This window comes from Stutzerimonas chloritidismutans (assembly GCF_051486945.1).
Classification (GTDB): Bacteria; Pseudomonadota; Gammaproteobacteria; order Pseudomonadales; family Pseudomonadaceae; genus Stutzerimonas; species Stutzerimonas chloritidismutans_B.
In genome coordinates this window covers 306,898-321,261 of sequence record NZ_JAHVDX010000002.1, presented here as the reverse complement: position 1 = coordinate 321,261, position 14,364 = coordinate 306,898, and the positions used below count along the sequence as shown (strand labels likewise).

Annotated in this window: 10 protein-coding genes; 8 read left to right on the top strand and 2 right to left on the bottom strand. The window is 63.2% G+C overall.

Annotated elements, in window-relative coordinates; translation table 11 throughout:
* Nucleotides 1-70 precede the first annotated feature (70 nt).
* Together dgt and KXR72_RS08535 are read left to right on the top strand one after the other, a co-directional pair.
* The gene (dgt, locus tag KXR72_RS08540; RefSeq protein WP_437420680.1) at nucleotides 71-1,564 is read left to right on the top strand and encodes a dGTPase; all 1,494 of its coding nucleotides are present in this window, start codon (nucleotides 71-73) and stop codon (nucleotides 1,562-1,564) included.
* 292 nt (nucleotides 1,565-1,856) lie between these two features.
* Nucleotides 1,857-3,065: an ammonium transporter gene (locus tag KXR72_RS08535; RefSeq protein WP_437420679.1), complete on the top strand. Its 1,209-nt coding sequence runs from the start codon at nucleotides 1,857-1,859 to the stop codon at nucleotides 3,063-3,065.
* A gap of 20 nt (nucleotides 3,066-3,085) precedes the next feature.
* Here KXR72_RS08535 and KXR72_RS08530 read toward each other — a convergent pair whose 3' ends face one another.
* Complete coding sequence (locus KXR72_RS08530) at nucleotides 3,086-3,733, bottom strand: TetR/AcrR family transcriptional regulator (RefSeq protein ID WP_437420678.1); 648 nt, start codon at nucleotides 3,731-3,733, stop codon at nucleotides 3,086-3,088.
* A gap of 95 nt (nucleotides 3,734-3,828) precedes the next feature.
* On the opposite strand from KXR72_RS08530, the gene KXR72_RS08525 reads away from it, so the two are divergent.
* Nucleotides 3,829-4,926: an efflux RND transporter periplasmic adaptor subunit gene (locus tag KXR72_RS08525; RefSeq protein ID WP_437420677.1), complete on the top strand. Its 1,098-nt coding sequence runs from the start codon at nucleotides 3,829-3,831 to the stop codon at nucleotides 4,924-4,926.
* Between the two features lie 4 nt (nucleotides 4,927-4,930).
* Entirely contained in the window at nucleotides 4,931-7,999 is a 3,069-nt protein-coding gene (locus KXR72_RS08520) for an efflux RND transporter permease subunit (RefSeq protein ID WP_437420676.1), read from the top strand.
* A gap of 24 nt (nucleotides 8,000-8,023) precedes the next feature.
* On the opposite strand, the gene KXR72_RS08515 is transcribed toward KXR72_RS08520, so the two are convergent.
* Entirely contained in the window at nucleotides 8,024-8,584 is a 561-nt protein-coding gene (locus KXR72_RS08515; RefSeq protein ID WP_437420675.1) for a TetR/AcrR family transcriptional regulator, read from the bottom strand.
* A gap of 131 nt (nucleotides 8,585-8,715) precedes the next feature.
* On the opposite strand from KXR72_RS08515, the gene KXR72_RS08510 reads away from it, so the two are divergent.
* The 4 genes from KXR72_RS08510 to KXR72_RS08495 all read left to right on the top strand — a co-directional run bounded on the left by KXR72_RS08510 (nucleotide 8,716) and on the right by KXR72_RS08495 (nucleotide 14,279).
* On the top strand, nucleotides 8,716-9,315 hold the full coding sequence (locus KXR72_RS08510) for a glutathione S-transferase family protein (RefSeq protein ID WP_437420674.1): 600 nt from the start codon (nucleotides 8,716-8,718) through the stop codon (nucleotides 9,313-9,315).
* Between the two features lie 10 nt (nucleotides 9,316-9,325).
* Nucleotides 9,326-10,255, top strand: a complete 930-nt coding sequence (locus KXR72_RS08505) for a pyridoxamine 5'-phosphate oxidase family protein (protein ID WP_437420673.1) — start codon at nucleotides 9,326-9,328, stop codon at nucleotides 10,253-10,255.
* 3 nt (nucleotides 10,256-10,258) lie between these two features.
* Nucleotides 10,259-11,005: a Zn-dependent hydrolase gene (locus KXR72_RS08500; protein ID WP_437420672.1), complete on the top strand. Its 747-nt coding sequence runs from the start codon at nucleotides 10,259-10,261 to the stop codon at nucleotides 11,003-11,005.
* A gap of 142 nt (nucleotides 11,006-11,147) precedes the next feature.
* A complete protein-coding gene (locus tag KXR72_RS08495) occupies nucleotides 11,148-14,279 on the top strand; it encodes a transglycosylase domain-containing protein (protein WP_437420671.1) in 3,132 nt (1,043 codons plus the stop codon).
* Nucleotides 14,280-14,364 lie beyond the last annotated feature (85 nt).

Sequence of the window (14,364 nt, the reverse complement as noted above, 5' to 3'; positions counted from 1 at the left end):
TTACGCGCCGGCCGCTTGGTAAAGCAGAGGCGGCGCGCTAGGCTCGCGGTTCCTTCAACAGGAGCAAGCCATGCCGGAGCCCGTCAACTTCAAGAACAAGATTTCGCGCCAGCGACCCTACGGGCGTACCGAGCCTGGACTGATGGCAGCGCAAGACGATCTTTCCTTGGTAGTCGACCAGCTGGAAAGCGACCGGGGGCGCATCATCAATTCAGCTGCTATTCGCCGCCTGCAACAGAAGACGCAGGTGTTTCCACTGGAGCGCAACGCCGCGGTGCGCAGCCGGCTAACGCATTCATTGGAAGTCCAGCAGACTGGGCGCTTCATCGTGCGGACACTGTATAAGCAGCTCGGCGGGGATGCGGCGTGCTACGGCCTGGATGGACTGGAGAGCGCGCTTGAAAGCCTGGTGGAGATGACCTGCCTGATGCACGACATCGGCAACCCACCGTTCGGCCATTTCGGTGAGTTCGCTATCGGTGAGTGGTTCGCTGGGCATCTCGGGCCGCTGTTCGATCATGCGGTGCCGGGGCTGGACACCCCCGACGGGCTGAAAGCGACCATGCTGCGTGATCTCGAACGCTTCGAAGGCAATGCTCAGGCGATTCGTTTGGTGGTGTCGCTGCTGCGGCTGAACTTGACCTATACCCAAACGGCGGGCCTGCTGAAATATGTGCGCGCCGCCCATGCACCGCGGCCGGAGAAGGGCACGCCGGGCGCTTATCTGCACAAGAAGCCGGGCTTCTATCTGTCTGAAGCCGCGTTCGTCAGTGATCTGCAGAGCGCCCTGGGGCTGGAGCCCGGCACACGCCATCCGATCGCCTACATCATGGAGGCGGCGGATGACATCGCTTACTGCCTGGCCGACATCGAGGATTCGGTCGAAAAAGGCATATTCAGCATCGACCAGCTGGTTCACTTGCTGATCGAGAAATTCGGCGAGCACGGCTCACCGGAGGCAGCGATCAGCGGTGGTCGCAGCTTTCGCGACATGGTCGAGTATGCGCAAACGCGGGCGCAGAAGGAGCCAATCAACAAGGTCGGCGAGTTCTTCATCTGGCTTCGCGTCAATCTGGTGCACCCGCTGGTCCAGCACGCAGCGCAGCAATTCATCGAGCACATTGGGGCCATATATCACGGCACTCTGGACCGCGCGCTGCTGGAAGATGCCAGCCTCGCCAATGCCATTGTGCAGACCTTCAAGGACGTAGCGATGGATCGCGTGTTCTGTCACCGCGAGGTCGAAACCCTGCAACTGCAGGGTTACCGGATCCTCCAGGGCCTGTTGGATGCCTATGCACCATTGCTGAGCGTTACGCCCGAGGTCTTCATCGCTTTGACAGAAGGCAGCTGCCGCAGCGAGCCGCACCTGCAGATGCTCGCGCGACGTGTGCCGAGCCAATTGGTCAAGGCTTACCACGAGGCCATGAAGGCTCATGATTTATCTGCTGACGAGGGGCGACTGTGGGAGTTTTATTACCGCTGCCGGATGCTGCAGGACCTCGTCAGTGGCATGACTGACCAGCTGGCTCAGGATGAATACCGCACCTTGTCGGCGCTATGACTCTCGCCGCTACGCCTCACGGTGGCTCACTTCCGCTTCGCTGGTACGCGTATTGCTTCGCCACGGTGCGACCGGTTCGTTACTAGCCCTTAAATAGCGCATGGAATGAGCCGGTCGCGTCGTGGGGTGGTCCGGTGTGCGCTTTACCAGGGCGGGATCTGGTTTACGTCAAGCGCGGGATTGCTCCTCGACAAGAGAGATGGCAAGCGGCTATGCCTGCGTGATGCATTCTGGTGCGTTCAAAGGGTTCCGCTTGCTGTTTTGGTGCGAATTTCCTTGTAGGACCCAGTCGATGGACAACCCAAGCAGTGCAGTCGAAGTACTGGTACACGGCGCCAATACGCTGTTTATCTTGATGGGCGCGGTGATGGTACTGGCGATGCACGCCGGCTTCGCCTTTCTGGAGGTTGGAACGGTGCGCCTGAAGAATCAGGTCAACGCGCTTTCCAAGATCATCGCCGACTTCGCGGTCTCGACCCTGGCGTATTTCTTCATCGGTTATTGGGTCGCCTACGGCGTGACATTCATCCAACCCGCCGACCAAATGATCGCGGATAACGGTTACTCGCTGGTCAAGTTCTTCTTTCTGTTGACCTTCGCGGCGGCCATACCGGCGATCATTTCTGGCGGCATTGCCGAGCGGGCGAAGTTTGGGCCTCAGCTGTGCGCGACGCTGCTCATCGTCGCGTTCATCTACCCCTTCTTCGAAGGCCTGGTATGGAATGGGAATTTCGGAATGCAGGCATGGTTGGAGTCAGCCTTCGGTGCGCCTTTCCATGACTTCGCCGGTTCGGTAGTGGTGCATGGGATGGGCGGCTGGCTGGCCTTCGGCGCGGTCTTGCTGTTGGGGCGGCGCAACGGCCGCTACCGCGATGGTCGCCTGGTGGCTTTCGCGCCCTCGAACATTCCGTTCCTTGCGCTGGGTTCGTGGATTCTCATCGTCGGTTGGTTCGGCTTCAACGTAATGAGCGCGCAAACGCTCGAAGCGGTCAGCGGGCTGGTTGCACTGAACTCACTGATGGCGATGGTCGGCGGTACCGCGGCCGCCTGGTTGGTCGGCCGCAACGATCCCGGCTTCCTGCACAACGGGCCGCTCGCTGGCTTGGTTGCCGTCTGCGCCGGCTCCGATCTGATGCACCCGATTGGTGCGTTGGCGACGGGGTTGGTCGCCGGCGCCCTGTTTGTCTGGACATTCACCGCGGCGCAGGCCAAGTGGAAGATCGACGACGTCCTTGGCGTCTGGCCGCTGCACGGCCTGTGTGGGGTCTGGGGCGGTATCGCCTGCGGCATTTTCGGTCAACACGCGCTGGGTGGGCTCGGTGGCGTCAGCCTTCTCAGTCAGCTCGCCGGCTCGGCACTGGGTGTGCTCGTTGCCCTGGCTGGCGGTTTCGCCGTATACGGTTTGCTCAGGTCGACAATCGGCATTCGCCTGAGTCAGGAAGAAGAGTTCAACGGAGCGGACCTGTCGATCCACCGGATCGGCGCGCTGAGCCACGACTGAACCCAGGCGGTGGCGTCTCGTTAGGCGGGTTCGCCACGCCTGCCGTAGGCGCGCAGGAACATCGCGACTACCTCACGCACGTGCTGCTCGGCCTCGGCTGCAGAGGGCTCCCCGCTGTAGCCGATCATCAAGCGGAAATGCGCGCCGCCTTTGACCAATGCGCAGAAATGCTCGGCCGCGTTCAGCGGCTCGGGTGTGACTAACAGCCCACGGCGGTCGGCCACGGCGAACATGCCTTCCAGATCCGAGAGCAACCGCAGGGGGCCGGCGTCGAAGAACATACGCGACAGCGTCGGGTTCTGCGTCGCCATCGCCACCATCACCCGATGCAAGCCGATGGATTCCGGGCTGTTGACCAGCGCATGGAAGGCGCGGCCGATCTCCAGAAGCACCTCTTCAATGGTGCGTTGCGGTTCAAGCATGAACAGGCTGCGCGGCAGTCGTGTCTCGCAGATGCTTTTCACCGCGTCGCAGAACAAGGCTTCCTTGTCGCCGAAATGGCTGTATAGCGTCAGTTTGGAGACGCCGGCCTCGGCGGCGATGGCTTCCATGCTGCTGCCTTCGTAGCCCTTGGCGAGGAACAATACCTGCGCAGCAGCCAAGATGGCTTCGCGCTTGGCGGGGTCTTTCGGGCGGCCTGGGCCGGCGGCGACGGGGCGTTCTGACATGCGCGTTTTAATACTGGACTGGTCGGTACGGGATTTTTACTATACCGGCCGGTACAACTATTACAAACCCGCCTTTCGACAGAGAGAGTCACAACGTGATCCGTCCGCCGCTTCCCTTGCTCGGTGTGCTAGCCCTCGTCTTCCTTGCCGGTTGCAGCGAAGAGGCGGCCGAGCAACTCCCGCCGCGACCGGTGATGGTCGTCCAGCCGCAGCCGGCAAGCGAGTCGGTGGAAAACTACCCGGGTGAGGTTCACGCACGCTACGAGCCTGAGTTGGCGTTCCGCATCCCGGGCAAGGTTGTCGAGCGGCTGGTGGAGGCGGGTGACCGAGTCCGCAAGGACCAGCCCCTCGCCAGCCTGGACCCTCAGGACGTTCGTCTGCAGTTGGAAGGCATCCGCGCTCAGGTTGCGGCAGCCGAGGCCAACCTGCGAGCGGCGCGCGCCGAGCACGAGCGCTACAAGACCCTGCTCGGGCGGCAATTGGTTAGCCGCTCTCAGTTCGATGCATCGGAAAATGCCTTCCGTTCGGCACAGGCGCGTCTTCAGCAGGCCAAGGCAGAGTTCGAAGTTGCCGACAACCAGGTTGGCTACGCGGTCTTGCGTGCTACGCGTGATGGCGTCATCGCCCAGCGCCATATCGAGGTCGGCCAAGTGGTCGCTGCCGGTCAGACGGCCTTTGTGCTTGCCGCCGACGGCGAGCGCGAGGTGGCAATCAGTCTTCCGGAGCAGGCCTTCGAGCGGCATTCAGTTGGCCAGCAGGTGGCGGTAGAGCTCTGGTCGCAGCCTGGCCAGCAATACCCGGGACGTATTCGCGAGCTTTCGCCTGCTGCAGACCAACAATCGCGCACCTACTCGGCGCGTGTCGCGTTCAGTGACGAGGATGTGCCTGCCGAGCTAGGTCAGAGCGCCCGGGTGTCGATCCAGATCGACGCAGAGGCGCCGCTAGCCGTGCCGCTGTCGGCCGTCACGGCAGAACAGGGTGCCGCCTTCGTCTGGCGTGTAAGGGACGATGCCACGCTGGAGCGCGTAAGGGTTCGGACGGGCCCGTTCGGCGAAACCCTCGTGCCGGTGCTCGAAGGCTTGCAACCTGACGACTGGATCGTGCTCGCCGGTGTGCAGATGTTGCACGAGGGGCAGCAGGTGCGACCCGTGGACCGGGACAATCGCGCCGTCGTGTTGGCTGCCCAGGAGTAATCGCATGCGCTTCAACCTTTCCGCCTGGGCGCTCGGTAACCGGCAGATCGTCGTTTATCTCATGCTCTTGCTCGCTGCCGTCGGCGCGCTGTCTTACAGCAAGCTCGGGCAGAGCGAAGACCCACCGTTCACCTTCAAGGCCATGGTTATCCAGACCCAGTGGCCGGGTGCGACTGCCGAGGAGGTCTCGCGGCAGGTTACCGAACGGATCGAGAAGAAGCTGATGGAGACGGGCAAATACGAGCGCGTCGTGTCCTTCTCGCGCCCGGGCGAGTCCAACATCACCTTCATGGCCCGCGACTCGATGCACTCCGACGAGATTCCGGAGTTGTGGTATCAGATTCGCAAAAAGATCGGTGACATCCGCCACACACTGCCGGCCGGGGTTCAGGGCCCGTTCTTCAACGACGAGTTCGGCACCACCTTCGGCAACATCTACGCGCTGACCGGCAAGGGTTTCGACTACGCCGTGCTCAAGGACTACGCCGACCGTATCCAGCTACAGCTTCAGCGTGTGCGCAACGTCGGCAAGGTCGAGTTGATCGGTCTGCAAGATGAAAAGATCTGGATCGAGCTCTCCAACGTCAAGCTGGCGAATCTTGGCGTGCCTCTGGACGCGGTGCGGCAGGCTTTGCAAGCGCAGAACACGGTCATGTCGGCGGGCTTTGTCGAAACACCGAGCGACCGGGTACAACTTCGTGTCACCGGTAGCTTCGAGACGGTCAAGCAAATCCGTGACTTCCCGATTCGCGTCGGCAACGACACCTTTCGCATTGGCGATGTAGCCGACGTGCATCGTGGCTTCAGCGACCCGCCGGCGCCGCGTATGCGCTTCATGGGCGAGCCGGCGATCGGGCTGGCGGTGTCGATGAAGGAGGGCGGTGACATCCTCATGCTGGGCGAAGCGCTCGAGCGCGAATTTGCACGTCTACAGCAAGATCTGCCGGCGGGAATGGCCTTGAGCAAGGTGTCGGATCAGCCCGCGGCCGTTAAGACTGGCGTTGGCGAGTTCGTGAAGGTGCTGGTTGAGGCCCTGGTGATCGTGTTGCTGGTGAGCTTCTTTTCGCTTGGCGTGCGCACCGGGTTAGTGGTCGCGCTATCGATTCCGCTAGTACTGGCGATGACCTTTGCCGCCATGCACTACTTCGACATTGGCCTGCACAAGATCTCGCTTGGCGCGCTGGTGCTCGCGCTCGGCCTGCTGGTCGATGACGCGATCATTGCGGTGGAAATGATGGCGATCAAGATGGAGCAGGGCTTCGACCGCCTCAAGGCGGCTAGCTATGCCTGGTCCAGCACGGCATTCCCGATGCTGACCGGCACGCTGATCACCGCGGCCGGCTTCCTGCCGATCGCCACAGCGCAGTCCAGCACGGGTGAATACACACGCTCGATCTTTCAGGTAGTGACCATCGCATTGATCGCTTCCTGGATTGCGGCGGTCATGTTCGTCCCGCTACTCGGGGAAAAATTGCTACCGGACCTGGCACGTCGGCACGCCGAAAAGCATGGCGCAGGCGCGCATGATCCCTATGCGACGCCGTTCTACCAGCGGGTGCGGAAGGTCATTCAGTACTGCGTCAGCCATCGCGCCCTGGTGATCCTGCTGACACTGGCGCTGTTCGTCGGCTCGATTGCGCTGTTTCGCATCGTTCCGCAACAGTTCTTCCCGGCTTCGAGCCGCCTGGAGCTGATGGTCGACCTCAAGCTCGCCGAGGGTGCGTCGTTGAAGGCGACCGAGGCCGAGGTGCGGCGTCTGGAAGCGATGCTTGCTGAGCGTCCGGGAATCGATAACTACGTGGCTTATGTCGGCAACGGCTCGCCGCGCTTCTACTTGCCGCTGGATCAACAACTGCCGGCAACCAGCTTTGCCCAGTTCGTCGTGCTGGCCGAGGACATCGAGCAACGCGAGGCCCTGCGCAGCTGGTTGATCGAACGTCTGCGCGAAGATTTCCCAACCTTGCGCGGGCGTGTCAGTCGGCTGGAAAACGGGCCGCCGGTCGGCTACCCGGTGCAGTTCCGCGTCATGGGCGAGCACATCGACGTCGCCCGCGCGCTGGCTCGCCAGGTGGCTGCCAAGGTGCGTGAGAACCCGCATGTCGCCAATGTCCACCTGGATTGGCAGGAACCAAGCAAAGTCGTCTGGCTGCACATCGACCAGGAGCGGGCCCGCGCGCTTGGGGTGACGACGGCCGAGCTGTCTCAATTCCTCAACCGCACCTTCAACGGCGCTTCGGCCAGCCAGTACCGTGAGGACAACGAGCTGATCGAGATCGTTCTGCGCGGGACGGAACAAGAGCGCGCATCCCTGTCGATGCTGCCGAGCCTGGCAATCCCCACCGCCAATGGGCGTAGCGTGCCGCTGTCGCAAGTTGCGACTCTGGAATACGGCTTCGAAGAGGGCGTGATCTGGCACCGCGAGCGCCTCCCGACAGTGACCGTCCGGGCGGACATCTACGGCGATCAGCAACCGGCTACGATCGTTCAGCAGATTGAACCGAGCCTCGCCGACATCCGCGCCTCGCTGCCGAGCGGTTACTTGTTGCAGGTCGGCGGCACGGTGGAGGATTCCAGCCGTGGTCAGGCCTCGGTTAACGCCGGGATGCCGTTGTTCATCATCGTCGTGCTGAGCTTGCTGATGCTACAGCTCAAGAGCTTTTCGCGTTCAGCCATGGTGTTCCTGACCGCACCGCTGGGGTTGATTGGCGTGGCGCTGTTCCTATTGCTACTGAACAAGCCGTTCGGCTTCGTCGCCATGCTGGGCACCATCGCGCTGTCAGGAATGATCATGCGCAACTCGGTGATCCTCGTGGACCAGATCGAGCAGGACATCGCCGCGGGGCAAGACCGCCTCACCGCGATAGTCGACGCCACCGTGCGACGCTTCCGGCCTATCGTGCTCACGGCGTTGGCCTCGGTGCTGGCAATGATTCCGCTGTCGCGCAGCGTCTTCTTCGGCCCGATGGCGGTAGCGATCATGGGCGGCCTGATCGTGGCGACGGCCTTGACGCTTCTATTCTTGCCGGCGCTCTATGCCGCCTGGTTCAAAGTGAAGCCCAGCACTTCGGCCTGAGCCAATCTAGACGGCCGGCCCCGCTCAGAGGCCGGCCGTTTGGAGCAGCTGCTCGGCGGCGGCCTTAGCCAGCTTGGCCTGATCGGCCGGGCCTTCGATATGGGCCATGCTCAGCGCACCCTCGATTAGGAACTGCAGCTGACGGGCCAGCCGTTCAGGCTGCTCGGCTTTCATATCCTCCAACAGCGCCAGCAGGTGCCCTTTGAACCGGGCCTTGTGTAAGGCGGCGCGCTGATGGATCGGGTGGTCACGGTCCTGATATTCGGCCGCAGCATTGATGAACAGGCAGCCGCAAAACGCCGTGGGGCTGTGAATCATCGCGTCCAGACCGTCGAACACACCCAACAGCGCCTCGCGTGGTGGCCGCTTGTCGCGCGCCGCCGCGAGCCGCTCCAGCATTGGCTGGTGGCGCGCATCGAGCACCGCGAGGATCAGCTCGTCTTTCGACTTGAAGTGTTTGTAGAGGGTCATCTTCGCCACGCCCGACTCGCTCAGGATCCGGTCGATGCCGGTGGCGTGGTAGCCCTCTGTATAGAACAGCCGCTCGGCAGTGCCGAGCAGCAGGTCGCGTTTGTTCGTAGCCATTTAGATCTCCTCGGGCCGTCATTATGCGGGAGGCAGCGGCCCTGTTGGGGAGGGGCAGCAAATTGCGCTTGTACTATACAGACAGGTCTGTCTATTATCGAGTCCGCCCCTAACGTACAAGGAACGACCCGATGAAACTCCATGACTTCACCCTCTCCGGTAATTGCTACAAGGCTCGCCTGTTTCTCGGGCTGATCGGCCAGCCAGCAGAAATCGTATCCGTCGACTTGCGTAACGGCGAGCACAAGCGTCTGGCGTTTCTGGCACTCAATCCACGCGGCCAAGTGCCGGTACTCGAAGACGGCGAGACCCGGGTGAGTGACTCCCAAGCCATTCTTGTGTACTTGGCGCTGCGTCATGCCGATGCCGGTTGGTATCCGCAGGATGTGCTGACACAGGCGCGGATTGCGAGCTGGCTGAGCTTCGCCGCCAACGAGATGCACCACGGTCCGGCCACGGCGCGCTTCGGGCGGGTATTCAGGATGCCTGTCGATCAGGCCTTGGCAGAGAGCCGTGCGCGAGCGGCGCTGGCGCTATTGGAACAACACCTTTCAACGCATACGTGGCTTGCAGAAACCACCGCCCCGACCATCGCCGACATTGCGGTGTACCCCTATGCCGCGCTAGCCGGCGAAGGCGGGCTGGACCTTGCGCCATATCCGGCGCTGCGAGCTTGGTTTGCCCGCATCCGTGAGCTGCCGGGCTATGTCGGCATGCCCGGCCTGGAATAGGGGAACGTCCATGGGCACGCCTTTTCATGACGGTGAGCGCTGGATGCAGGCCCGAGTGGGCGTGCGCGAAAAAATGGAGCAGATCGGCGAACGGATGATCCTGCCGTTCATGCCGGACCCGCACCGGCAGTTCTTCACGCAACTGCCGACACTGTTGCTCGGAGCGGTAGACGAACAGGGCCAGCCGCATGCCTCGATCCTCTGGGGCGCACCCGGATTTGCCTGGTCACCACACCCGCAAGTGCTCAGCATTGCCGCGCAGCCCGAACCGGACGATCCAATCGCCAACTGTCTGCGGCCCTTGGCGGCGATTGGTGTGTTGGGGCTTGAGTGGCATAGCCGGCGGCGCAACCGCATGAACGGGCGCATCGTGGAGTGCGATGAAGCTGGCCTTAGCGTTGCCGTGGCGCAGGCATTCGGCAATTGCCCCAAGTACATCCAGGCGCGGCGGTGGCAGCCGGTTATCAGAGAGCCGAGCGTAAGCCTTTCCGGCATCGGCATCGATTCGGCTTGGCGCGAGCGGGTGGCGCAGGCCGATACCCTTTTTATAGCCAGCAGCAGCCCCAACCCCGAGGGCGGCGGCGTAGACATCTCGCACCGTGGCGGGCCGCCGGGCCTGCTGCGGTTCGGTGAAGACGGTCGCCTGTGGCTGCCTGACTACAGCGGCAACAGGCTGTTTAACACCCTCGGTAACCTGATTTCCGAGCCGCGCTGCGGCTTGCTGTTCATCGACTTCGAGCGGGGCGATCTGCTCCAGTTGGAAGCGCGCGCCGAACTGGTCTGGCCCGAGCAGTACGCGGAGTTCGGTATCGTCCCGCCAGTTGGCGCCGAGCGGATGCTAGCGTTCACGCCGGGGCGCTGGACGTGGCGACAGGGTCGTCTTCCACTGGCGTTCGCGACGCCCGAGCCCTCGCCGTTTCTACCGCTCGGGGAGGGTTAAGCCATGCGTCGCCAATGGATAGTCGCTGTGTGCCTGTTGGTCGCGGGTGCCGTGCAGGCTGCTGAAATTCGTTTCAGCCTGGTGCGTACCGGCCAGGGGGTTGCGAGCACCGAATACCGCTGGCGAGACGGCGCCTGGGTCGTGCAGGCGCCGGTCGATTACCTCGCCGTACTGATCGAGCATCAGGGTCAACGGCTGCTTTTCGGCACGGGGTTAGGCCGGCAGGTCGACGCACAGCTCGACAGTGTGCTGCCGTGGCGTAATAAGCCCTACGGGGAGGTTTGGCCTGTGCGCGACCAGCTAGATGCGGACGGCGTTCGGGTCGATCAGGTGCTAATGGCCTGCGCACGCTGGGGCTATGCCTCGGGCCTGGCCGACTTCGCCGAGGTACCCGTGCTCGCCAGTGCAGAAGGCATCGACTATGTTCGCGAGGCAACGCCGCCTGCGGTCATTCCGGCGCAGTTCGCGCATGGGGTGCAATGGCGCCCGCTGACCTTCGAGCGGCGTCCCTATCTGGGCTTCGAGGAGAGCCTCGACCTGCTTGGCGACGAACGGCTAGTGCTGGTCAAGCGTCCCGGGCACGGTGCGCTAGGCTTGTTCCTGCGGCTTGACGATGGGCGCCGGTTCTTTTTCGATGGCGACCCAGCCGAGCCTCATGCGGGTCGCACCCCGCTGCCGGCGGGCATCCTGCCGGTTCGGGCTCACGAGGTGCAGGCGCAACTAGGCTTTTATCCACGCTGGATCGAGTAACCAGTGGCGGATTTGAAGGGGTGGAAAAGCCGGCTGGAACTGTCCGACCGGTGCCGCTCCGTTCGTCTACTGAAACTCGCCTGATAAGCGCCGCCAGCTAAGCTTAAGCCTATGATTCCTCAAGGAAGCCAGGCCAAAGAAGATGGGCGCAGTATGGCAATCCGACACATCCCGGGCGGGTAGGGGTAAACGCCAGCCGAGCCCGGGTAGTCCCCCTAAAAAACGCAGCAGCGGCAGCCGCCTCGCTCGGCGGATGAGTCTGTTGCTCGGCGTATCGCTGTTGGCCGGTGGCGGATATGCCGCCTGGCATGAGATGCACACCTCCAAGTTGCAGGCGCTGTGGCTGAGCCGCTACGCCGACAAGCTCGACTATCGCCTCGAAGCGGGGGCCAGTGACCGTATCCTCTTTCCCGAAGCGGGTCCTTTCGACCGCCGCCTGGGCTATTCCGCTTTGCCGGAGTTTCTCCAGCGGCTGACCGCTCGCGGTTTCGATATTCAGGAACAGGTGCGTTTTTCGCCCGCGCTGGCCAGCTATGCAGACCGCGGTTTCTTCGTGCCTTACCCGGAGAAGTCGCAGGCGGGCCTTACCATCGACGATTGCCGCGGCGAGCCGCTGTACGAAAACAGCTACCCGCACCAGTACTACGAAACGTTCGACGACGTTCCGCCGCTGGTGGCGATGAGCCTGATGTTCATCGAGGATCGGGGCCTGCTCAATCCTGGCCGTCCCAAGGCCAACCCGGCGGTGGACTGGCCACGCTTCACCCTGGCCGCCGTCAGCCAGGTCGAGAAGAAACTCGGCCTGCCGGTCCAGGCAGCGGGTGGCAGTACCTTGGCCACACAGGTGGAGAAGTACCGGCATTCGCCGGAAGGGCGTACCGGCAACGCTGAGGAAAAGCTCCGGCAAATGGTATCGGCGAGCGTGCGGACCTACCGCGAAGGCCAGATGACCATGGTCACTCGCCAGCGCATCGTGCGTGACTACCTCAACAGCGTGCCACTTTCCGCCGCCTACGGGCATGGCGAGGTGCATGGCATTGCCGATGGCCTGCGCCTGTGGTTCGGCGCGGATTTCGCCGAGGTCAACCGTGTGCTCGATTCGCGCCGCAATGCCGGCACCAGCTACGAGGCACAGGGCCTGGCGCTGCGTCAGGTGCTTTCCCTGCTGATTGCCCAGCGGCGCCCGTCCTATTACCTCGGTGCCGGGCGCGAGGACATGGCTGCGCTCACCGACAGTCATATCCGCCTATTGGCGAACGGTGGAGTGATCAGCACTCGGCTGCGCAATGCCGCGCTGCTGCAGAAGGTCAGCTATCGTGACTTGCGCCGTGAGCCCGGCATTCGCGAAGTACCCTCGAGCAAGGGCATCACCGCTGCGCGCATGCGGCTGAGCAGCCTGCTGGGCGTGTCGCTGTATGAGCTGGACCGGCTTGATCTGGCCGCCACCACGCCGCTGCACGGTGAGTTGCAGCGCCGCGTAAGCGACTATTTGCATCAACTGGCCGACCCTGAGTTCGCCGGTGAGGTCGGGCTATTTGGCGAACGCATGCTGTCACCGGAACGCACGGGCGATGTGCGCTACAGCTTCACGCTGTTCGAGCGCGGCGAGCAGGGCTTCCGTGTGCGGGTGCAGACGGACAATACCAACCAGCCCTTCGACATCAACGAGGGCAGCAAGCTGGAACTTGGCTCGACTGCCAAGTTGCGGGTCTTGACCACTTACCTGGAAGTCATCGCCGAGCTGCATGAGCGCTACGCCAGTCGTGAGGTCGCCGCGCTGCGCAAGGCCGAGGCGGTCGACCCGCTGACGCGTTGGGCGCTGGGCTACCTGATTCAGAATGAGGACCGCAGCCTGCCGGCCATGCTCGATGCCGCGTTGGAACGCCGCTACTCCGCGAGCCCTGCCGAGCGCTTCTTCACAGGCGCGGGCATGCACCGTTTCGGCAACTTCCGACACGAGGACGATGGCCGCCTGCCCAGCATGCGCGAGGCGCTGCAGGAATCGATCAACCTTCCGTTCGTGCGGCTGATGCGCGATCTGGTCAGCTACAGCACCTACCAGACGGCCAATGGCGTCGAATTGCTGAAAAACGATGACAACCCTGAGCGCCTTGAATATCTGCGGCGCTTCGCCGACCGCGAAGGCTCGGTGTTTCTGCAGCGATTCTGGAAGAAATACCGCGGCAAGACGACCAACGAACGTATCGAGGTACTGCTCGACGGCATGCGTGCCACGCCGTCCCGCCTGGCCGCGGTGCATCGCTATCTGATGCCCGAGGCTGATCGCGCCAGCTTCGACCGCTTCCTGCATGAGCGGCTGCCGGACGTGGATCTGGGCGAGAAACTGCTCGACTCCCTCTATACGCGCTACGCGCCTGGCGCCTACAGCCTGCCGGACCAAGGCTATATCGCACGCGTCCACCCGCTGGACCTGTGGTTGCTCGGCTATCTGACCAAACACCCGGAAGCGGGTATCACCGAAGTCATCGCCGCCAGTAGTGCGGAGCGTCAGGAAGTTTACGGCTGGCTGTTCCGCAGTCGGCACAAGAGCGCGCGCGACAGCCGCATCCGCATCATGCTCGAGGTCGAAGCATTCACCGATATCCACCGTCGCTGGCAACGGTTGGGTTATCCGTTCGACCACCTGGTGCCGTCACTGGCAACTGCGCTGGGTAGCTCCGGCGATCGTCCAGCCGCCCTGGCGGAACTGATGGGCATCATCGTCAATGATGGCGTGCGGCTGCCCAGCGTGCGCATCGACAGCCTGCACTTCGCCAGCGCTACGCCTTATGAGACCCGGTTGGGCATCGCTCCGGATCGCGGTGAGCGGGTTCTTCCCAGCGAGGTTGCCGCGGCGCTGCGCGATGCATTGGGTAGCGTGGTCGAGGGCGGCACCGCACGGCGCTTGCGCGGCAGCTTTCTGCAGGCCGACGGCGAGCCGTTACGCGTGGGTGGCAAGACTGGCACCGGCGACAACCGCATCCAAACCGTCGGCGCCGGCGGGCGGCTCATCAGCTCGCTGGCGCTCAACCGCACCGCGACCTTCGTGTTCTACCTGGGCCCTAATCACTTCGGCACCCTGACCGCCTATGTACCGGGGCGTGGCGCGGACAGCTTCCGTTTTACCTCGGCGCTGCCGGTGCAGGTGCTCAAGGGCATGGCACCCATCCTTCAGCCCTACCTCCAGCCCGGTGCGCATACTCAGTGCCAGCCGGCGGCACCTGCGGAGCCGATAAAGCCGACCTTGACAGCGAGCAGCCGCCCGGGCGTCTGACCCGCGGGTAAAGCGCCTGGCGCTGTTGCCGGCCGCGCCGGCTGCGGCGACACTGCGGCGTCGCATGCCGGCCGGCGAGCATGCA